The organism is Thermus igniterrae ATCC 700962, from assembly GCF_000376265.1.
GTDB lineage: Bacteria > Deinococcota > Deinococci > Deinococcales > Thermaceae > Thermus > Thermus igniterrae.
Window position 1 is genome coordinate 11497 of sequence record NZ_AQWU01000049.1, and the last position, 19522, is coordinate 31018.

The 19522-nt window shown below is 69.9% G+C and carries 19 protein-coding genes; 7 read left to right on the forward strand and 12 right to left on the reverse strand.

The features are described from left to right. Positions 1 to 75 precede the first annotated feature (75 nt). Genes lipB through B128_RS0103375 form a run of 4 tightly spaced genes read left to right on the forward strand, consistent with a single transcriptional unit; the run spans position 76 to position 2439 of the window. Positions 76 to 738, forward strand: coding sequence for a lipoyl(octanoyl) transferase LipB (gene lipB / locus B128_RS0103360; RefSeq protein WP_018110866.1), 663 nt, complete (start codon positions 76 to 78; stop codon positions 736 to 738). Then, positions 722 to 1699 (forward strand): lipoyl synthase, encoded by a 978-nt coding sequence (gene lipA, locus B128_RS0103365; RefSeq protein WP_018110867.1) that lies wholly within the window; start codon positions 722 to 724, stop codon positions 1697 to 1699. Before lipB ends, lipA begins: the two co-directional genes overlap by 17 nt. 9 nt (positions 1700 to 1708) lie before the next feature. Then, positions 1709 to 2101 carry a methylmalonyl-CoA epimerase gene (gene mce, locus B128_RS0103370; RefSeq protein ID WP_018110868.1) on the forward strand — a complete coding sequence of 131 codons (393 nt, stop codon included), beginning with the start codon at positions 1709 to 1711 and terminating at the stop codon, positions 2099 to 2101. Then, the gene (locus tag B128_RS0103375; protein WP_018110869.1) at positions 2101 to 2439 is read left to right on the forward strand and encodes a VanZ family protein; all 339 of its coding nucleotides are present in this window, start codon (positions 2101 to 2103) and stop codon (positions 2437 to 2439) included. Before mce ends, B128_RS0103375 begins: the two co-directional genes overlap by 1 nt. On the opposite strand, the gene B128_RS0103380 is transcribed toward B128_RS0103375, so the two are convergent. The 8 genes from B128_RS0103380 to B128_RS0103415 form a co-directional block, all read right to left on the reverse strand. Next, the gene (locus B128_RS0103380; protein WP_018110870.1) at positions 2393 to 3076 is read right to left on the reverse strand and encodes an SDR family NAD(P)-dependent oxidoreductase; all 684 of its coding nucleotides are present in this window, start codon (positions 3074 to 3076) and stop codon (positions 2393 to 2395) included. The genes B128_RS0103375 and B128_RS0103380 overlap by 47 nt on opposite strands. 3 nt (positions 3077 to 3079) lie before the next feature. Beyond that, positions 3080 to 4069 carry a hypothetical protein gene (locus tag B128_RS0103385; RefSeq protein WP_018110871.1) on the reverse strand — a complete coding sequence of 330 codons (990 nt, stop codon included), beginning with the start codon at positions 4067 to 4069 and terminating at the stop codon, positions 3080 to 3082. Continuing rightward, on the reverse strand, positions 4066 to 6537 hold the full coding sequence (locus tag B128_RS0103390) for a translocation/assembly module TamB domain-containing protein (RefSeq protein ID WP_018110872.1): 2472 nt from the start codon (positions 6535 to 6537) through the stop codon (positions 4066 to 4068). The genes B128_RS0103385 and B128_RS0103390 overlap by 4 nt, the downstream gene beginning before the upstream one ends. Next, a complete protein-coding gene (locus B128_RS0103395) occupies positions 6534 to 7577 on the reverse strand; it encodes an LptF/LptG family permease (RefSeq protein WP_018110873.1) in 1044 nt (347 codons plus the stop codon). Before B128_RS0103395 ends, B128_RS0103390 begins: the two co-directional genes overlap by 4 nt. Continuing rightward, complete coding sequence (locus B128_RS0103400; RefSeq protein WP_026174991.1) at positions 7574 to 8584, reverse strand: LptF/LptG family permease; 1011 nt, start codon at positions 8582 to 8584, stop codon at positions 7574 to 7576. The genes B128_RS0103395 and B128_RS0103400 overlap by 4 nt, the downstream gene beginning before the upstream one ends. A gap of 57 nt (positions 8585 to 8641) precedes the next feature. Beyond that, a complete protein-coding gene (locus B128_RS0103405) occupies positions 8642 to 9055 on the reverse strand; it encodes a hypothetical protein (protein ID WP_018110875.1) in 414 nt (137 codons plus the stop codon). Between the two features lie 228 nt (positions 9056 to 9283). Beyond that, positions 9284 to 10318, reverse strand: coding sequence for an alcohol dehydrogenase family protein (locus B128_RS0103410; RefSeq protein WP_018110876.1), 1035 nt, complete (start codon positions 10316 to 10318; stop codon positions 9284 to 9286). Next, positions 10315 to 10716, reverse strand: a complete 402-nt coding sequence (locus tag B128_RS0103415) for an SCP2 sterol-binding domain-containing protein (RefSeq protein ID WP_018110877.1) — start codon at positions 10714 to 10716, stop codon at positions 10315 to 10317. Before B128_RS0103415 ends, B128_RS0103410 begins: the two co-directional genes overlap by 4 nt. Positions 10717 to 10767: 51 nt before the next feature. Between B128_RS0103415 and B128_RS0103420 the strand changes: the two genes are divergently transcribed. After that, positions 10768 to 11196 carry an HAD family hydrolase gene (locus B128_RS0103420; protein WP_018110878.1) on the forward strand — a complete coding sequence of 143 codons (429 nt, stop codon included), beginning with the start codon at positions 10768 to 10770 and terminating at the stop codon, positions 11194 to 11196. Here B128_RS0103420 and hrpB read toward each other — a convergent pair. After that, complete coding sequence (gene hrpB, locus B128_RS0103425; RefSeq protein ID WP_018110879.1) at positions 11193 to 13484, reverse strand: ATP-dependent helicase HrpB; 2292 nt, start codon at positions 13482 to 13484, stop codon at positions 11193 to 11195. The genes B128_RS0103420 and hrpB overlap by 4 nt on opposite strands. Positions 13485 to 13489: 5 nt before the next feature. Continuing rightward, on the reverse strand, positions 13490 to 15397 hold the full coding sequence (locus tag B128_RS0103430; protein WP_018110880.1) for a DNA topoisomerase subunit B: 1908 nt from the start codon (positions 15395 to 15397) through the stop codon (positions 13490 to 13492). Positions 15398 to 15539: 142 nt separating this feature from the next. On the opposite strand from B128_RS0103430, the gene B128_RS0103435 reads away from it, so the two are divergent. Continuing rightward, on the forward strand, positions 15540 to 15926 hold the full coding sequence (locus tag B128_RS0103435) for a hypothetical protein (RefSeq protein ID WP_018110881.1): 387 nt from the start codon (positions 15540 to 15542) through the stop codon (positions 15924 to 15926). A gap of 9 nt (positions 15927 to 15935) precedes the next feature. On the opposite strand, the gene B128_RS0103440 is transcribed toward B128_RS0103435, so the two are convergent. Together B128_RS0103440 and B128_RS0103445 are read right to left on the reverse strand one after the other, a co-directional pair. Next, positions 15936 to 17135: an N-6 DNA methylase family protein gene (locus B128_RS0103440; protein WP_018110882.1), complete on the reverse strand. Its 1200-nt coding sequence runs from the start codon at positions 17133 to 17135 to the stop codon at positions 15936 to 15938. Further along, entirely contained in the window at positions 17136 to 18323 is a 1188-nt protein-coding gene (locus B128_RS0103445) for a glycine C-acetyltransferase (protein ID WP_018110883.1), read from the reverse strand. 104 nt (positions 18324 to 18427) lie between these two features. Between B128_RS0103445 and B128_RS0103450 the strand changes: the two genes are divergently transcribed. Further along, on the forward strand, positions 18428 to 19324 hold the full coding sequence (locus B128_RS0103450; protein ID WP_018110884.1) for a DUF4032 domain-containing protein: 897 nt from the start codon (positions 18428 to 18430) through the stop codon (positions 19322 to 19324). Positions 19325 to 19522: the final 198 nt, after the last annotated feature.

Below are 19522 nucleotides of genomic sequence, written 5' to 3' on the forward strand. Positions count from 1 at the left end.
CCTTCAAGGTCAGGGGCGGGTCAGCTGTGGCCCCGCACCTTGGAGGCTGGCCCCGGGGGGCGTATGCTTTAGGGCGTGGAGTTCCTGGTGGAGGACCTCGGCCTTAAGCCCTACGGGGAAGCCTGGGAGTACCAGAAGCGGGTGCACGCCCAGGTGGCGCGGGGGGAGCGTCCGCCCACCCTGCTCCTCCTGGAACACCCCCGGGTCATCACCCTGGGCCGGAAGGCCACCGGGGAAAACCTCCTCTTCCCCGAGAGCTGGTACCGGGAAAACGGCTTTGAGGTCTACTGGGTGGAGCGGGGCGGGGACGTGACCTACCACGGCCCGGGGCAGCTGGTGGGCTACCCCATCTTCCCCGTGGGCCGGGAGGTGCGCCGCTTTTTGCGGCAGATAGAGGAGGCCATCGTCAGGGTGGCGGCCACCTACGGCATCGCCGCCTACCCCAGCCCCGGGTACGCCGGGGTCTGGGTGGGGGAGGACAAGCTCTGCGCCATCGGGGTGGCGGTGAAGGAGGAGGTCAGCTTCCACGGCTTCGCCCTCAACGTGAGCACCGACCTCAACGACTTCTCCGTCATCGTGCCCTGCGGCCTCAAGGGCAAGGGGGTGACCTCCCTGGAGAAGCTCTTGGGGCGCCGGGTGCCCATGGCGGAGGTGAAGGCGCGGGTGGTGGCGGCCTTTGCCGAGGTCTTCGGCATGGTCCCCCGTTTCCAGGAGGAAGCCCATGAAACCCAAGTTTGAGACGGTGGAGCTCCGCTCCCCCACGGGGGAGGTCCTGGAGCTCAAGGTGGTGAAGAACGGCCTGGCCCAGGCCCGGCCCGAGCCCGTGGACCGCCACAAGCCCGCCTGGCTCCGGGCCACCCTGCCCACGGGGGCCCGTTACCAGACCCTTAAGGCCACGGTGCAGGAGCTCAGGCTCCACACCGTCTGCCAGGAGGCCCTCTGCCCCAACATCGGGGAGTGCTGGACCCATGGCACCCTCACGGTGATGATCCTGGGGGGAATCTGCACCCGGGCCTGCAAGTTCTGCGCCGTGGACACGGGAAACCCCCGGGGCTTCCTGGACCCGGAGGAGCCCGTGCGGGTGGCGGAGGCCATCGCCCGGCTGGGCATCCGTTACGTGGTCCTCACCAGCGTGGACCGGGACGACCTGCCCGACGGGGGGGCGGCTCACTTCGCCGCCACCATCCGGGCCATCAAGGAGAAGGCCCCCGGGGTCTTGGTGGAGGCCCTCACCCCCGACTTCCAGGGAGACCTCAAGGCGGTGGAGACGGTCCTGGACGCGAACCCCGAGGTCTACGCCCAGAACCTGGAGACCGTGCGCCGGCTCACCCACCGGGTCCGCGACCCCCGGGCGGGCTACGAGCAGACCCTTAGGGTCCTGGCCCACGCCAAAAGGGTCCGGCCCCACATCCTTACCAAGAGCAGCCTGATGCTGGGCCTGGGGGAAAGGGAGGAGGAGATCCTGGAGGCCATGCGGGACCTGCGCCAGGCGGGGGTGGACATCCTCACCCTGGGGCAGTACCTGCGCCCCACCCCGGCCCACCTGCCCGTGGAGCGCTACGTGCCCCCGGAGGACTTCCAGCGCTACGCCGCCTGGGGGTACGAGCTGGGCTTCAAGGAGGTCTTCGCCGGACCCCTGGTGCGCAGCTCCTACCGGGCGGACCGGGTCTTCCTCGAGGCCACCGCTTCCCCGGGCTAGAATGACCCCATGCGCCTCCACCACGTGGGCATCGCGGTAGAGGACTTGGAAGAGGCCAAGGCCCGTTACCTCCACCTGGGCTACCGGGTGGTGGCCGAGGGGGAGGTGGCCGCCCAGGGGGTGCGGGTGGCCCTGCTGCAAGGGGAAGGGGAAACCCTTTTGGAGCTCCTCGCCCCCTTAGGCCCCGAGACCCCGGTGGGCCGCTTCCTGGCCAAGCGGGGGCCGGGCCTCCACCACCTGGCCTTCGCCACCCCGCAGATCGCGGAGGAGCTCACCCGCCTCAAGGCCCAGGGGGCCCGGCTCATTGACGAAGCCCCCCGGCCCGGCTTCGGCGGCCACAAGGTGGCCTTCCTCCACCCTAGCTTCGGCCTGGGGGTGCTCTGGGAGCTGGTGGAGGCCTGATGCGCCTCACCTTCCGCCTCCTGGCCCTGGGCCAGATGGCCCTCCTCTGGTGGCTTTCCGCCCAGCCCGCCACGGGCATGGGCCTCCCCCACCCCTGGGACAAGGGGGCCCACTTCCTGGCCTATGCCCTCCTGGGCCTCCTCTGGCGGCTTGGCCTCGGGGGGTTCTGGCCCGCCTTCCTCCTGACCGCCCTCTACGGGGTGGTGGACGAGGCCCACCAGAGCCTGGTCCCGGGCCGGGAGGCCTTCGGCTGGGACCTGGTGGCGGACGCCCTGGGGGCCTACCTGGGGGCTAGGTGGGGGGGTAGATGGGGAGCTCCAAAAACCGCCCTCCCTTAGCGGAGGCGGCCAGAAGGATGGCCTCGGCCACCAGCTCGGGGGCGATCCAGCGGCTGGGGTCCGCCTCGGGCATGGCCTTGCGGTTGGCCTCTGTGTCCAGGGTGCCCATGGGGTAGACCACCAGGAAGCGCACCCCCTCCACCTCCCCCTGCAGGGACTTGAGGAGGCTGGCCAGGGCGGCCTTGCTCATGGTGTAGAGGGCCCGGCCCGGGCCAGCCCCCGTCCAGGCGGGCCCGGCGGCGATGGCGGCGAAGAAGCCCTCTCCCCGCCGCTCCATGTAGGGGAGGACCGCCTGGAGGAGGTTGAAGGTGGTGCGCAGGTTCAGGTCTAGGAGCCAGTCGTAAAGCCCGGGGTCCGAGTCCAAAAAGCGCCCGGCGGCGAACCCCCCCACGGTGTGCACCACCCCGTAGAGGGGGGCCTCCCGTTCCACGAAGCGGGCCAGGGCCTGGGCCTCCTCCAGCCGGGTGAGGTCGGCCACGAAGGTCTCCCCCCCCACCGCCTTGGCCCGCTCGGCCATGCGTTCGGGCCGGGGGTCGGAGAGGAAGAGCCTGGCCCCCCCTTTGTGCAGGGCGGGGATCACGGCCCGGGCCAAGGCCCCCCCCGCCCCCGTGACCAGGAAGGCTTTGCCTTGGAGCATGCCTCATTCTACCGGGAGGAAGGCTAAGGAGCGTGGGCTGAAGCCCAGGTTGGCGCTGGCCTGGGGAAAGGTGGGGAAGGGGTTCTGCTGTAAGTCGTAGACCTCCAGGGTGCTTCCCTGGGCCAGGTAGAGGTAGGCGTCCTGGCCCACCAATCCCGCCCCGTAGGCGAAAAAGGTCCGCTGGGCCCCCGAGTCCCGGGGCTCCAGCACCCGGAAGCCGAGGCCATAGGCCACCAGCCCCGCCACCGGGTCCAGGGCTAGGCCCAGGGGTGCGGAGGGAAGGCCCAGGGGCTGGATGGAAAGGGCATCCCCCTCCAGGCGCAGGAGGTGGGGCTCCGTGAGGGTGCGGCCTGCCCCCAGGAGCCTGGGGCGGCCCGGGTCGCTCCGGAGGTCGCCCGGGGTGAACCCCGCCAGGCCTAAGGGCTTTTCCAGGCGGGGGGTGCCCTGGGGGTTCGCGGGGGGGCGGTAGCCCAGGGCGCTTTCCGTGAGGTAGGCCAGGAGATCCTGCCCCCAAAGGGCCAGCCGCACCCCCGGGGGAAGCCCGGTGAGGTCGGCCTCCAGGGGATCGGTGAGGTCAGGAAGCCCGAGGAGGAAGGCCCTTCCTGCCCCCGGGCAGTGGACCAGGAGGCGCCCCTCTCCCTGGCGCAGGTACCCCCCGGTGCAGTCCGTGCCGGGGTCCAGGGGGAAGGTGGCCGCAGGGGGGGGCTGGGGCGCGGCGTTTTCCGTGAAGCCCTGGGTGCCGTAGGCCTCCACCCGGTCGGGGAAGAGGAGGAAGAGCCGGCCCTGGGCGTGGCCGTAGGCCAGGTCCACCAGGCCGGGAGTGGTCCAGGTGGCCACGGGGGTGGCGCTACCCCCCTGCAGGTCCCTGGCCCGGTAGAAGCGCATCTCCCCGTTCCCTCCCGCCGCCACCAGGGCGGGGAGGGGGGTCTCCTGGCTTCCCGTGCAGGCGTAGAGGAGGTAAAGGAGGAAGAGGAGTAGCCATGGCCTTTTCATCGCGTACCCCCTAGCTTGATGCCCTCCTCGGAGAGGAGGAGGCCCGCCGCCTGCCCCCCGTAGAGGAAGGCCAGGCCCAGGCTCCCTTTTTGGGCGTCCAGGGTGAAGCGCATGGCCCAGCAGCAGCGGTCCAGGACCAGGATGAAGCGGGGCTTCAGGGGCTCTCCCGGCAGGTTCTGGGTGAGCAGGGCCGAGAGGTGGAGCTTGGTGTTCTCCCGGCCCAGGAAGGTGAGCGTGGGGCCGAAGCCCCGCAGGGCCAGGGTGTAGCCCTCGGGCCTTTGGGGCTGGCGGGTGTAGGTGAGGGCCCCGGAGAGGGAGAGGCCGGGGATGGCCCCCTCCCCCGCCTCGTCCGCGGGCACGGGCCGCCAGAGCTCCACCCCCCCGCTGAAGGTGGCGTCCTTTAGGTAGACCCCCCCGTCCTCCACCTCGGGCAGGTGCAGGTTGGCGGTCAGGCGGAAGCCCACCTCGGGGAGGGCCTGGGTGAGGCCAAGGCGCAGGTTGCTCCCCCGGAAGCCCTCCTGGTAGCGGCCGGAGAGGAGGAGGTCCAGAAGGGGCCCGGGGGCCACCCCGGAGCGAAAGCCCAGGGCGTAGCCCAAGGCCTTGGGGTCCAGGGTGGCCTGGAGGGAGAGGCTTTCTGGGCCCAGGATGGCCTGGCCCTGGAGGGTGAGGGTGTCCTGCGGCCAGTCCCTGCGGCCCTGGAGGGTGTAGGCGTTGGGGCCTTCCCGCAGGCTGAAGCTGAGCTCCGTGGAGAGGGGGCCCTTGCCGTCCAGGGCGTGGCGGTGGCTCAGGTTCAGGCTCCCCCCGGGGAGGGCGTAGCCCGCCTGGAGGAGGAGGGGGTCGTAGAGGGCCTTGGCGTGGTCGTAGCGGAGGCTGGCCCTGAGGGAGAAGGGGTAGGGGGTGAGGCTGGCCTCGAGGCGGGTCTCCAAAGGACCCTCCTCTACCCCCCGGCGGTGGTAGAGGGCCAAGGCGTAGCCGGGGTCCTGGAGGGCGGCCTGGGCCTCCAGGGGCAGGTACTTCCCTCCCTCCAGGTCCCGCCCTCCCTTAAGGCTCAGGCTGAGGGGGCGCTCCTGGAAGCCCAGGGTGAGCGTGGCCTGGTGGCTCTTCCGCTGGGGCAGGGCGTCAAAGCGGAAGGGGCTTTCCCCCTCCTGCAGGCCTCGGGCATAGCCCAGCTCCAGGCTGAACCCCCCCAGGCCCTGGCGGAGGCTGGCCGTGGTGGTCCAGTCCACCTGCCGCTCGGGCTCTCCATCGGGGTTTTGCGTGGTGTAGTAGAAGCCGCGGAAGCGGTTTTCCGCCCGCAGGCTGGCCCCGGGCCAGGGGGTGAGGGCGAGGGCTTCGCTGTGGGTGAGGAGGGCCCGGCCCGCCTCCGCGTAGGGGCCCAGGGCCCGGGCGGAGCGGTTTAGGGGGTTGGTCTCCGCCAGGTAGCGCCCCAGGACCAGGCCCGCCTGGAGGCTAAAGGGGCCTTCCCGCCAGGGGGGGCTTTGCACCTCCAGCTCGGGCAGCCGTTGCAGGGTGCGGGGCGGGGGGGTGGTGGGGTCGTGGTCCAGGAAGCCCTCCAGCCTTAGGGCGTAGCGCCACTCCCCGGGGTTGGGGGTGCCGGGGAGGAGGGCCTCGAGGCGGAGCCGGGAGAGCTTCTCCCGGGTGTCGTCCCGCTCCAAAAGGGCACTTACCGAGAACTCCCCCCGCTTCAGGAGGTACTCCCCCCGGTACTGGAAGGTGTCCGGGGGGGTGTGGAGGAAGAAGTAGCGCTCCTTGGCCTCCCCGAGACCGATGTGGTCCAGGCCAAACCCGTATCCCCGCCCCCCGTAGTAGTGGAGGAGGGTGTAGCCGAGCCCGAACTCAGAGGCGTAGGGCAGGGCGGCCTTCAGGTACACCCCCTGGTCGTCCTGGCCTATCTCCAGCCTGGGCTGGCGCTCCGAGAGGAAGAGGAGGAGGACGGGGAGCTCCAGCACGGGTTCTTCCCCCATCAGGAGCACCACCCCCCGGGCCACCACCCGGTCCCCGGGGTAGAGGAGGATCTCCCGGGCGCGGAAGGCGTAGTCGGGCACCTTCTGCCCGCACCCGGCGCAGGGGGTGGCGTAGCCCTCTTCCAGAAGGATGGTCCCTGCCGCCCGCTGGCACAGGGGGCCGGTGAGGAGGAGGTCCTTGGCCTCTATGCGCACGGAAAGGGCATCAAAGCCCTCGTCGGAAAGGTCCACCTGGAGCTCCTCGGCCTCTATCCTCCGCCCCTCCCGGTCCTGGTAGCGCACGTTTCCCGAGAGGAGGAGGAGCCTGCGTTCCCGGTAGTAGACCGCCCGCTGGGCCTCCAGGCTCTCCCCCTCCCGCTCCAGGCGCACGGGGTTCCCCGTGAGCACGTAGACCTCCTCCCCTTCCTCCAGCCTGAGCTCCAGCCGTTCTGCCTCCAATACCTTCAGCACCCCTTGGGCCAGGGTCGGCAGGAGGAGGAAGAGGAGGGGCAGAAGCCACCTCACCGCCTACCTCCCAGGAAGAGGAGAAGCCCCAGAAGCCCGTAGACCAGGTTGGGCCCCCAGGCGGCCAGAAGGGGGGGGAGGGCGTTCTGCTCCCCCATGATCCGCCCCACGCTCCAGGTGGCGTAGTAGAAGAAGGTGAGGACGGCCACCCCCACAAGCCCCAGGCTCCGGGACCCCCCGAGGAGGTAGAAGGCCAGCCCGGTGGCAAAGAGGGCGAAGACCAGGCTGGCCGCGGGCTCGGCGAAGCGGCGGTAGTAGGTGGTGGCCTCGAGGCCCGCCCGCACCCCCTGGGCCCTAAGCCTTTCCACCTCCCGCCGCAGCTCGGCCAGGGTCATGCGGTTGGCGGGGTTCTGCCAGGGTTCAAAGGTGAGGTCCCGCAGGACGAGCTCCCCCCGCTGGAAACGGGTGAGGGTCCTGGGCCTGTCCCCCTCGTAGGTGACCCGGAGGCCCCGCTCCACCCGCAAGGTCCCCCCCTGGAAGCGCCCCTCCTCGGCCAGCAAGACCTCTTCCCGGGAGAGGACGCGCAGCTTCCCCACCCGTTCCCCCGCCACCTCCCCCACGTGGACCACCCGCCCCCGGGCGTCCTGGAAGGTGGCCCCAGGGGTGAGGAGGCCCCGGGGCCGCTCCAGCACCTGGCGCCTCAGGAGGTCCTGCCCTGCGGCCAGGCTCCTTGGCACCAGGCTCTCCCCCAGGGCAAAGCCCAGGAGGGAGAGGCCGCCCCCCAGGAGGAGGAAGGGCCAAAGCACCCGCTCCCGCCGTACCCCCAGGGCCAGGAGGGCCTTGAGCTCCGAGTCCTCCGCCATGCGGGAGAGGAGGAGCAGAAGGGCGAAGAGGTAGGCCACCGGGGCCCCCCGCACCAGGGCCTCGGGGGTGCGGTAGAGGAGGTAGCGCAGAAGCGTGTAGGGGTCGGCCCCCTTGGCCACCAGGGGGGCCAGGACCTCGTAGACCGCCCCCGCCAGGAAGAGGAGGACGATGGCGGCAAGGCCCACCAGGAAGTGGGCCAGGGCTTCCCGCAGGAGGTAGCGGTCCAGGGTCTTCACCTAAGCCTCCAGGTGAGGAAGAGGGCCAAAAGGCCGAAGACGCCGTTGGGCAGGAAGGCCAGGAGGGGGTTGACGTCGTAGCGGGCCAGCTGGGCGCTAAGGGTCCAGAGCACGTAGTAGCCGAAGATGAGGAGGACAATCCCCAAAAAGGCCCAGGCGGCCTCCCGGAAGGAGAGGCCCAGGGCCGCCGCCACCCACCCCAGGAAAAACCCTCCCAGGGCGTCCGCCAGGCGGCGGTAGAGGGCGAAGCGGGCACCCCCCTCCACCCGGCTTCGCGCCCAGAGCTCCCCCAGGGTGCTGGAGTCGTAGGGGTCGCGGGAGCCCAGGCTCTCCTTGGGCCGGAAGCGCACGGGGAAGGGGAGAGTCCCTTGGAAAGGCTTCAGGGTGCCCTCCTCCAGCACGTGGCCGCGGAAGTGCCAGCCCTCCTCGTCCCAGACCCCCTCGCTGGCGCTGTAGACCCGCCCCTCCCCGTCCACCACCCGGAGGCCAAAGAGGCGGTTCTGCCCCACCTCGGGGCGCACCTCCTCCGCGTAGTACACCCCCAGGCCGGGAGGGGCGTAGAGCTGGTTTCGCAAGACCCCGCTCAAGGCCCCTTCCCCATAGAGGAGGCGGGCCAGGTGGGTGTCGTAGGCCTCGAGGGCCCTAGGCCTGAGCTCCGCCAGGTTCCCCAGGTTGAGGAGGCTCACCAGGAGGGCCAGGAGGACCAGGGGCTTGAGGAGGGCCAGGGGGGGCACGCCGGCGGCGTAGGCCGCCTTGAGCTCTGAGTGGCGGATGAGGCGGGCGAGGCCCACCAGGATGGCGAAGACCAGGCCCAGGGGCAGGGCCAGGCTCAGGGTCCAGGGCAGGCGGTAGAGGACCAGTGCGGCGATGGCCTCCACCCCCGCCCCCCGGCTCAGGAGAACCCCGGAGAGGCTGGAGAGGAGGTCAAAGGTGAGAAGGGCGGTGAAGAGCACCACCCCCACCAGGTAGGGGACCAGGACCTCCCGTAGCACATAGCGCCCCAGCACCAGGCCGAGTATACGGGGCCAAGATGAGAAAGAAGGGGAGCAGGCCCTTTGGGAGGGTTAGGGGTGGGCGATCACGTGGACCACCGGGAGGCCAAACCGCTCCGCCCGGGTGTGCACATCCAGCCTGAGCCAGCGGGAAAGCCCCGGGGGGAGGGTGGCGAGGACGATGGCCCGGTAGGCCCCGGGGTGGGCAGCAAGCTCCTCCTCCAGGGCCAGCAGGGGGGAGACGTCCCCGGGCTTGGCCTCGGCTATGGGGATGCCCTGGGTCTCCAGGAGCCCTTTCGCCGCCTTGGCCTCCCGTTCGGCCTGTTTCCGAAGGGCCTCTTCCTCGTACACCCACCCAGGCGGGGGTACGGCGGGGACCAGCAGGGTGAAGGAGGCCTCTGGGTCCTCGGCCAGGAGCTCCTTAAGCTTCGCCGCCAGCGCCGGGCTTTTGGCCGTGCGGTGGGCCACCACCAGGTACCGGGCCATGGGCTACCTCCTTTGCCCCTCAGGGTAGCCCTGTCCCGGAAGAACGCAGGCGGAGAAGGCCACAATCCCCTTTTGCAAGAAAAATGGAGTCATTTTAGTTTGCTTTGGTCCACCCGAGAGAAGCCCCCTCAGAGAGGGGTTTTATCTCATACCACTTTGCATACCGGCAACCCGTGGTATACTAAAAGAGTCCGAGGGAAAAGCCGCCTGCGGGCGGCTGGTTTTGTTTTAGGGCACCAGGGCCACCTTGGTGGCCTGGCGCTCGTGGAAGAGGCGGTAGCCCTCGGCTGCCTCGGCCAGGGGCAGGCGGTGGCTGAAGACGAAGCTCCCCTTGAGTCGGCCCACCCGTTGCAGGGCCAGCACCTCTTCTATCCAGCGGGGGATGTTGGCCAGGGCGCTCCGCAGGGTAATCCCCCGGCTGAAGGCGGGAAGCCAGGGGTATTCCAGCTTCTCCGCGGTGGGCACCCCCAGGCTGGAGACCACCCCTCCGGGGCCCGCCAGGCGCAGGGCCAGCTTCAGGGCCTCCCCGTCCCCGCCCACCGCCTCCACCACCAGGTAGGCCCCTAGGCCCTCCGTGGCCTTGCGCACCCGGGCCACGGGGTCTTCCGCCTTAGGGTGGACGGGCAGGCTTCCCAAGGCCTGAGCCTTTTCCAGGCGGCTTTCCTCCGGGTCTATGGCAAAGACCGGGCCGGCCCCCAGGGCGTGGGCCACCATCTGGGCCATGAGGCCCACCGGCCCGGAGCCCACCACGGCCACGCTCATGCCGGGCTCCAGGAAGGGCCGCACCCCCCCGTAGGCGGTGGTGAGGATGTCCCCCGCCAGAAGGGCCTCCTCTGCCGGCAGGTCCCCGATGGGAAAGAGGCTTGTGCGGGCAAAGGGGACCCGCACCCGCTCCGCCTGGGCCCCCTGCAGGTTCCCCAGGGCCAGGCCGAAGCCGTAAACCCCCCCCTTTAGGCAGGCGAAGTACTGCCCCTTGCGGCAGGCGGGGCAGTCGCCGCAGGCCACCTGGAAGCTTCCCACCACCCGCTCCCCCAGGGCCAAGGGCACCAGGGGTCCCTTCTCCACGATGCGCCCCACGAACTCGTGGCCCAGGACCGTGCCCGGCAGGACCCCGGCGATCTTGCCGTGGTAGATGTGCAGGTCCGAGCCGCAGATGGCCGAGAGCTCCACCTCCACGATGGCGTCGGTCTCCGCCTCCAGCTTGGGCTCGGGCACCTCGGCCACCGCCACCTGGAAGGGGCCCCCGTAGACCACGGCCTTCATGCCACCTCCCGGGCCACGCGCACCAGTTCCTGGGCGGCTTGGGCATAAGGGGCCAAGGCGGCGATGGAGCCCTTCTTGAGCTCCAGAAGCCCCCGCATGAGGGCGGTGAGGGGCTCGAGGCGCCCTTCCAGCACCTCCTGCCAGGTGGCCAGGTCGGCCTCAATCACAAAGTCCGCCGAGTTTACCGCCGCTTCCCCCTCCACCGCCTTAACTCCCCGGCAGGCCCCGTGCCAGAGGTCCAGGACCACCGCTGCCCCCCTGGGGAACCCCGCCGAGGGGTCGGGCCGCACCGCCAGGGCCAAGGAACCCTCCCAGGTGGCGGCCGCCTTCTTGTAGGCTTCGCTCTCGTTGAGCTTCTGGCAGTACTTTTGGGCCCAGGCTTCCCCGAAAAGCTGCATGCTTTCCCCCTTTGCACCCAGTATAACTCCCTTTGCGCTAGGCTTGGGAAGATGGTCTACCTCCTGGACCTCTCCGGGGTCTACTGCGAGCCGGTGGAGCCCCGGCTGTTGCGCCTTCTGGCTGAGGCCAGCGGTGAGCCCCTCTTCTACCTCTCCCAGGCCTTCTACGACCTTCTGCCCCGGTTGCGGGCCGAGGGGCCTGGGGTGCTGGAGGCCCTCTTCCCCGGGGCCTCCCGGCTTTACCCTCAGGCCTTCCGTCCCCGCCAGAGGCCCTTTCCCACCCCTTACCACCTGGTCTCCGACCTGCCGCCTCCTGCGGGGCTTGAGGCCTTCCACCACCCCGAAAAGCTCCAGGCTCTGAGCCTGGCCCTGGAGGCCCTGGGGCTTTCCCCCGAAGGAGCGGTGTACCTGGACGACAACCCCCTCTGGGTGGAGCGGGCCCGGGGACTAGGCTTTAGGGCAGAGCTTTTCCTGCCCTAGGGCCTTTCGGGCCAGGGGTGCTTGGGGTAGCGGCGCATGAGCTCCTTGCGCACCCCGGGGTAGTGCCGCTTCCAGAAGCCCTCCAGGTCCTGCGTGACCTGCACCGGGCGCCCGGCGGGGGAGAGGAGGGCCACCGCCACCGGCACCCCCAGGACCCTGGGGGTCTCCTTTAGGCCGAAGGCCTCCTGGATGCGCAGGGCCAGGAGGGGTGGGGCCTCGGGGCGGTACTCCAGCCGCTTTCGCCTGCCCGAGGGCAGGAGGAGGCTTTCGGGGACCAGGGTCTCCAGGCGCTGGCCTGCCTCCCCCAGGAGGGAGAGGAGGATGGCCTTCCAGGGGAGGGCCTTGAGGTCCTCCTGCCGCCGCACCCCTTCAGCCCAGGGGAGGAGCCAGGAGGGGTCTTCCAGGAGACGGGCCTCCGAGAGCTCGGGCATCTCCACCCCCTGGGCCCGCGCGAAGGCCAGGCGGTGGAGGACCTGCCTGGCCTCCTCCGTAAGGGGAAGCCCCTCCTTGAGGGCTTCCTTGAGCTGTTCGGCCGTGGGCGGACCCGGGTCTACCGGAACCCTTTCCAGCACCAAGGTCCCCAGGCGCCGCTCCAGGTAGCCCTTGAGCCGTCCCTCCTCCCATCCCGTCCAGACCGCCACCCCGGCCAGGGCCAGGAGGTCTTCCCGGGCCAGGGGGGCGTAGAGGAGGACCCGCCCCTCCCCCGTGGTTCCCACCTCGGCCCCCACGGCCACCAGGAAGGGAGGACCATCCCCGGCCAGGCGCAGGGCGGGCCCCGCCGAAAGGCGGTAGCGGCCGGGGGCGGTGCGCTGGGCGGCCCGGTCGGGGTAGGCGGCCAGGAGGAGCCGTCCCACGGCCTCGGGGGCGGGGAGGCTGGTGAGGGGGCCCACCCCGAAGCGGCCCCGCCACAGGGCCGAGGCCTTTTCCACCGGCCAGAAGGCCCCCCGGCCTTCCCCCCGCGCCTGGAGGAGGCCCTCGAGGCGGGCCATGAGCTCGGGCTCCCCCTCCAGGGGGTCCCGCTCCTCCAGGAGGGCCATGAGGTCGGCGGCCAGGGGCAGAAGGCCCAGGGTTTCCGCCTCCAGGGCCATCCGGGCCAGCCGGGGGTGGGTGGGGAGGCGGAGCATCCTCTTCCCCAAAGGGGTAAGCCTTTCCCCTTCCACCGCCCCCAGAAGCCCAAGCAGGGTCCAGGCGTGCTCCAGGGCACCCTTGGGGGGCTTTGTGGGCAGGGGGAGGTCCTCCAGCCGTTCCCCAAAGGCCAGGGCCAGGAGCAGGGCCCGGGAGAGGTCGGCCTCCAGGATCTCCGGCCGTTTGGGGGGGAAGTTTCCCTCAGGGTAAAGGCGGTAGACCCGCCCCGGGCCCAGCCGGCCGGCCCGCCCGGCCCGCTGCCGGGCCGAGTCCTCGGGGATGCGCACCAGGGCCAGGCGGGTGAGGCCGGTCCGGGGGTCAAAGCGGGGCTTTTTGGCCAGCCCCGTATCCACCACCGCCCGCACCCCCGGCAGGGTGAGGCTGGTCTCCGCCACGTCCGTGGCCAGGACGATCTTCCGGGGGCCAGGACGCAACAGGGCGGCCTGCTCCGAAAGGGGCAGGCCCCCGTGGAGGGCCAGGGCGGGCAGGTCGGGGAGGAGCCCTTGCGTGCGGACAATCTCCGCCTTTCCCGGCAGAAACACCAGCACGTCCCCGTCCCCTTCCAAAAAGGCCCGGCGGGCGTAGCGGGCGGCTAGGGCCTCCAGGGGGCCTTCCGGCGGCCTCGGCAGGTGGTGGACCTCCACCGGGTGGCTTTCTCCCGGCACCTCCAGGACCGCTCCCCCCAGGGTAGCCTTAAGGGCCTCGTCGGGGGTGGCGGTGAGGAGGGCGATCTTCAGGTCGGGGCGGAGGGTTTCCTGCACCCGGAGGAGGAGGGCCAGGGCCAGGTCCCCCTCCAGGTGCCGCTCGTGGGCCTCGTCCAGGAGTACGGCGGAAACCCCTTCCAGGGTGGGGTCCTCCAGGAGGAGGCGGAGGAGGAGGCCCTCGGTCATCACCAGAAGCCGGGTCTCCCCGCTCTCCTTACCCTCCAGGCGCACCCGGTAGCCCACGGTCTTCCCCAGGGGCTCCCCCAGGTTCTCCGCCAGCCGGGCGGCCACCGCCCGGGCCGCCACCCGCCGGGGCTCAAAGAGGAGGATGCGTCCTGGCAGGGCCTCGAGGAGGCGCAGGGGGAAGAGGGTGCTCTTGCCCGCCCCCGGGTAGGCGGCCAGGAGGAGGCGGCCCTCCCGCTTGAGGAGGGCCACCCCTTCCTCCAGCCACCCTCCCATGGCCTTCAGATGTCCAGCTCGGCGTAGCGGGCGTGCTCCTCGATGAACTCCCGCCTGGGGGCCACCTCCTGGCCCATGAGCTTCTCAAAGAGCTCGCTGGCCTCGAGGGCATCCTGCAGGTCCACCTTCTTCAGCACCCGCTTCTCCGGGTTCATGGTGGTCTCCCAGAGTTGCTCGGGGTTCATCTCCCCCAGGCCCTTGAAGCGCTGCACCTCGTAGGCCTTCCCCTCCAGCTCCTTCAGGCGGGCGGCAAGCTCCTCATCGGAGTAGAGGTACTCCACCTTCTTCCCCACCTGCAGGCGGTAGAGGGGGGGCTGGGCGATGTAGACATGGCCCCGCTCAATCAGGGGGCGCATGTAGCGGTAGAAGAAGGTGAGGAGCAGGGTGCGGATGTGGCTCCCGTCCACGTCCGCGTCGGTCATGATGATGATCTTGTGGTAGCGGAGGCCTTCCAGGTCAAAGTGGGCCTCCTCCCCCGTGCCCCCAATCCCCGCCCCGATGGCCGCCACCATGGCCCGCACCTCGGCGTTCTTCAGGGCCTTGGAGAGCCCGGCCTTCTCCACGTTGAGGATCTTGCCCCGCAGGGGGAGGATGGCCTGGAAGCGCCGGTCCCGGCCCTGCTTGGCGCTCCCCCCGGCGGAGTCCCCCTCCACGATGAAAAGCTCCGCCTCCTCGGGGTTTTCCGTCTGGCAGTCGGCCAGCTTCCCCGGCAGGTCGTCGGACTCCAGGGGGTTTTGCCGCCGCACCAGCTCCCGGGCCTTGCGGGCCGCCTCCCGGGCCTGGGCCGCGCGCAGGGCCTTTTCGTAAACGGTTTTGGCCATGCGCGGGTTTTCCTCCAGGATTTCCAGGAGCTTCTCGTAGACCACCTGGCTCACCGCGCTTCCCGCCTCGGGGTTCAGAAGCTTCCCCTTGGTCTGCCCCTCAAACTGGGGCTGGGGTAGCTTCACGGAGACCACGGCGTAAAGTCCTTCCAGGAGGTCGTCCCCCGTGGGCTGGGGGCCCTTTTCCTTGTTGAGGCCCGCCTTTTTGGCGTACTGGTTCAGGGCCCGGCTGTAAGCGGACTTGAAGGCCGTGAGGTGGGTGCCCCCGTCCCGGGTGGGGATCATGTTGGCGTAGGTGAGGATCTCCGCGGTGTAGCCCTTGGTGTGGATGAGGCCCACCTCCACCTCCACCTCCCCCTCCTGGCCCCGCAGGAGGAAGGGCCTTTCGTAGAGGAGCTCCTCCCCCTCCGCCAGGGTCTTAGCGAAGGAGGCCACCCCGCCCTTGTCCAGGAAGACCTCCTCCCGCCCGTGCTGCAGGTCCTTGAAGACCAGCTTGAGGCCGGCCACCAGGAAGCTCACCTCCTTGAGGCGGGCCCGGAGCTTGCTGGGGTCAAAGGCCAGGTTGCCGAAGATCTGGGGGTCGGGCTTGAAGGTGACCCGGGTGCCCCGCTTCCCCTTGGGGGCGGGCCCCACCACCCTGAGGGGCTCCGTCACCTCCCCCCGGCTGAAGGCGATGCGGTGGTGCAGGCCCTCCCGGAAGACCTCCACCACCGTCCACTCCGAGAGGGCGTTCACCACGCTGGCCCCCACCCCGTGGAGGCCGCCCGAGACCTTGTAGGCCCCGCTCTCAAACTTGCCCCCCGAGTGCAGGGTGGTGTAGATGACCTCCACCGCGGGCTTGCCCTCCTCGGGCATCAGGTCCACGGGGATGCCCCGGCCGTTGTCCTCCACGGTGAGGGAGCCGTCCGGGTTGAGGACGGTGAGGATCTCGGTGGCGTGGCCCGCCAGGGCCTCGTCCACGGCGTTGTCCAGGATTTCTTTAAAGAGGTGGTGGTATCCCTCCACCCCCGTGCCGCCGATGTACATGGCCGGGCGGTGGCGCACCCCTTCCAGCCCTTTGAGCACCTTAATGGCGGATGCGTCGTAGCTCACCCCCCCAGTATACCACAGGCCGCCATGGGGGTTTTTCCCATGAGGAAGGGGCGAAGTGCCCCGTGCTCCCCACCTAATAACCGGACTGGTCCCAGAAAACAGGGCTTCCCACCCCCGCCCTGGAGGGGCTTATGATGCCCCCATGGCGGCCCTGGTTTTCCTCCACGCCCTCCTCGGCCTCTTCCTCCTGGTGGCGGTGCCCGCCTTGGCCCTGGGAGGGCTTTGGGGCTTTTTCCGCCCCCTGCCAGCCCGGTTCTACACCCTCCTCAGGGGCACCGCCTGGGTGGCCATCCTCCAGGTGGTCCTGGGCTTCGCCCTTTTCCTCGGGGGCCTGAGGCCCAAGGAGGGGTTACACCTCCTCTACGGCCTCCTCCTGGCCGCGGGCCTCCACTACCTGGGGGGGCTGCAGCCTGGGGGCTGGTTCTACCAGGGCCTGAGGGAACCCCCCAAGCGCCCAGAGTTTTTCGTGGCCCTGGGCCTCCTCTTCGCCCTGGGGTTGGTGCTTCGCGTCTACTTCACGGGGCGCTAGGGGGCTTCCTCAGAGGAGTTCCCCAGGTATCGGGAGCCTTTCCAGCATGGGCCGGGTGAGGTGGGGGACCACCTCCCGGTAAAGCCCCCGGTAGTAGGCCTGGACCAGAGGGCTGTTGAGGTAGGCCACCAGGTTCTCCGCCCGCACCCGGACCCCTTCCCGGGGCAGGAGGTGGAACTCCTCCCGCCAGGGGTAGGCCTGCTCGTCCAGGGCGGCCACCACCCGGTAGTGGCGGGTGTGCCCCACCACCAGGTGGGGGACGGCGTAGAAGGGCTTGAGGAGTCCCACGGCCTCCTTGGGGAAGTAGAGGCCGGAGTAGGGGGTTTCGTAGTCCACCCGCCCGGGGAGGAGGTTCCGCCCGGTGAGGACCGGCACCAGGCCCGGCCCGGGCTCCCCGCGGGTCAGGGGGTGGGCCTTCACCTCGGGGCTCCGGGCGGCGAAGTGGAGGTGGAATAGCCTGCCCAGGGGCACCCCCTGGGCCTCCAGGGCCAGGGCCTCTGGGTGGGGAAAGCGCACCATCTCTCCCTGCCAGAGGGGGTCTTCCAGGAGGAGACGGGGGGTTTCCCCCTCGGCCTCGTAAAGCCGGAGCCCCCGGCATCCCTTGCGGAAGCGGAGCACGGTGGCCCGCACCTTGAGGCCGGGGAAGGCTCGGCCCAGGTAGAAGACCTCGAGGCCCCCCTCCCGGGCCAGGAAGGCCCGGAGTTTGCGGAACTCCTCCAGCACCATCCAGCCCGCGGGCACCACGTAGACCAGAAGGCCGCCGGGTTTCAGGAGGCGCACCCCCTGCTCCAGAAAGGCCCCGTAGAGGTTGTACCGTCCCCACCAGGTGGCAAAGCGCCGCCGGTAGCTTTTCCGCTCCTCCAGGCCCAGCCGGGCCCCGGCCCCCAGGGCCCCGTAGGGGGGGTTGCCCAGGATGAGGTCGAAGGCCTCTCCCGGTTCCCAGAGGAGGAAGTCCCCCACCACCCCCTCGGCCCAGGGGGGAAGGTCCAGGGCCTTGGGGTCAAGCTCCACCCCCAGGAAGCGGTAGCCGGTGCCGTGGGCCTCCCGGAAGGCCCTGAGGAAAGGTCCATGGGCGCAGGCGGGCTCCAGGACCTTTCCTCCCTTGGGGGCCTCGGCCAGGCCCACCATGAAGTCCACCAGGGCCTTGGGGGTGGGGACCTGGCCCAGGGTGCGGGCCGTGGGGGAAGCCCCTATCCCGTGTAGGGCCATCTAGCGGATGACGCCCAGGGCCCGGCCCACCTTGGCGTAGGCCTCGAGGGCCTTGTCCAGCATCTCCCGGGTGTGGGCGGCGGTGACGATGTTGCGGATGCGGGCCTTGCCCCGGGGCACGGTGGGGAAGCCGATGCCCACGGCAAAGACCCCCTCCTCCAAAAGCCTTCGGCTGGCCTCGAAGGCCAAAGAGGCCTCCCCGAAGAGGACCGGGGTGATGGGCGTCTGGCTCCCCAGGGTGTCGTAGCCCAGGCGGGCCAGCTCCTCCTTGAAGTAGCGGGTGTTCTCCCAGAGGCGCTCCACCCGCTCGGGTTCTTTTTCTATAAGCTCCAGGGCCCCCAGGAGCGCCCCCACCACCGCCGGGGGGTGGCTGGTGGAGAAGAGGAAGGGCCTGGCCTTGTTGATGAGGAGGTCCTTGAGCTCCAGGGCGCCCGCCGCATACCCCCCCACCACCGCCCAGGCCTTGGAAAGGGTGGCCACCTGGATCACATCGGGGTCCTGGTGGAAGCCGAAGTGGTGGACCGTGCCTTTGCCCTTCTCCCCCAGCACGCCGGAGCCGTGGGCATCGTCCACATAGACCACCGCCCCGTAGCGCTTGGCCAGGGGGACGATCCGGTCCAGGGGGGCGATGTCCCCGTCCATGGAGAAGACCCCGTCGGTGACGATGAGCTTAAGCCCCTCGGTGTCGTGGGCCTTCAGGAGTTCCTCCAGGTGGGCCACGTCCCCGTGGCGGTAGACCAGCCGGGTGGCCTTGGTGAGCCGGAGGCCGTCGATGATGCTGGCGTGGTTCAGCTCATCGGAGAAGACCAGGTCCCCCTCCTTCAGGAGGGCCCCCAGCACCCCCTGGTTGGCGGTGAAGCCCGACTGCAAGACCAGGGCGCTTTCCGTGCCCTTGAAGCGGGCCAGGGCCTCTTCCAGCTCCAGGTGGTAGGTGAAGGTGCCGGCGATGGTGCGCACGGCGCCGCTACCTGCCCCCCACTTTTCCAGGTACTGGCGGGCCTTCTCCTTCAGGTAGGGGTGGTTGGCGAAGCCCAGGTAGTTGTTGGAGGCCAGGTTGACCACCTCCCGGCCTTCCACCCGGGTCACGGGTTCCTGGGGGGCCTCGAGGACCTTGGGACGGATGTAAAGCCCCTCACCCTTGAGGCGCTCCAATTCCTCCCGTACGCGGGCGCGCACCGATAGGCTCATGGCCCTATCTAACCCCTTGGGCCTTCCTCCTGTCCAGGGGTGGGGACCCTCACACTCCTCTGACCCAAAGGGGCTACCCTGGAGGAGGGGGTGGTAGCGCTTCCATGCAGGAGCACCTCCGGGCGGAATCCGAGGCTGAGCGGCTGGAGCGGAAGGTCCGGCTCCGGGAGCTTCTCCTTCACCTCAAGGGGGAGCCCGCTGAGCTTTTGCCCTTCCATCAGGCCCTGGCCCTGAGGCCTAAGGGGGAGCACCACCTGGGCCTCCGCACCATTGAGGTGGACAAGGTGGTGGGCTCCGTGGACCGCTACGAGGACTTTGACCGCCACTTTCTGCCCAAAACCCCCCATACCCTGGAGCGCTGGAAGCGCCTCAGGGCCCTGCAGCTCGCCGGGGCAGAGTTTCCCCCCATAGAGGTCTACCAGGTGGGGGAGGCCTACTTCGTCAAGGACGGCAACCACCGGGTAGCCCTGGCCAAGGCCACGGGGCAGCGGTACATAGACGCCTATGTCATTGCCCTGGACGTGCCCGTGCCCGTGGAGCCCGGGGACACCCTGAAGGACCTGATCCTCAAGGCGGAGTACGCCCACTTCCTGGAGAAGACCCGGCTTAAGGAACTGGTGCCGGAGGCCGAGGAGATCCGCTTCACCACCCTGGGCCGCTACGACCTTCTCCTCGCCCACATCGCCACCCGGCGCTATTTCAAGGGCCTGGAAGAGGGGCGGGAAATCCCCTGGGAAGAGGCGGTGGTGGACTGGTACCACACCCTCTACCGGCCCACGGTGGAGGCCATCCGCCGCCTGGGCCTCCTGAAGGACTTTCCCGGGCGCACGGAGGCCGACCTCTACCTCTGGGTGATGGACCACCGCTACTTCCTGGCCCAGGAGCTGGGGGTGGACCTGGGCCCCGAGGAGGCGGCCCGCTCCTACGAGGCGCGGTTTGGGCCCTGGTGGAAGCGGTTGAGTTTTTTAGGTAGTTTGGGCAATTTATTTAAGCGTAAGTAAAAGCAGGATTGTATCCCGAAACCCCCCCCTTTCGGATATTCAATGCATACCCCCTTGACAAGCCAAAGGAAAAGGGGGCGCTTGGTGAGCTGTGGAAGAACACCAGACGCCCCCTTCCATCCTACCCCTGTCCCTGGAGGAACTGGTCCCCCTGCTCCAGGCATGGCTCCAAGCCCGCTTGCCAGAAGGGGAGAGAAA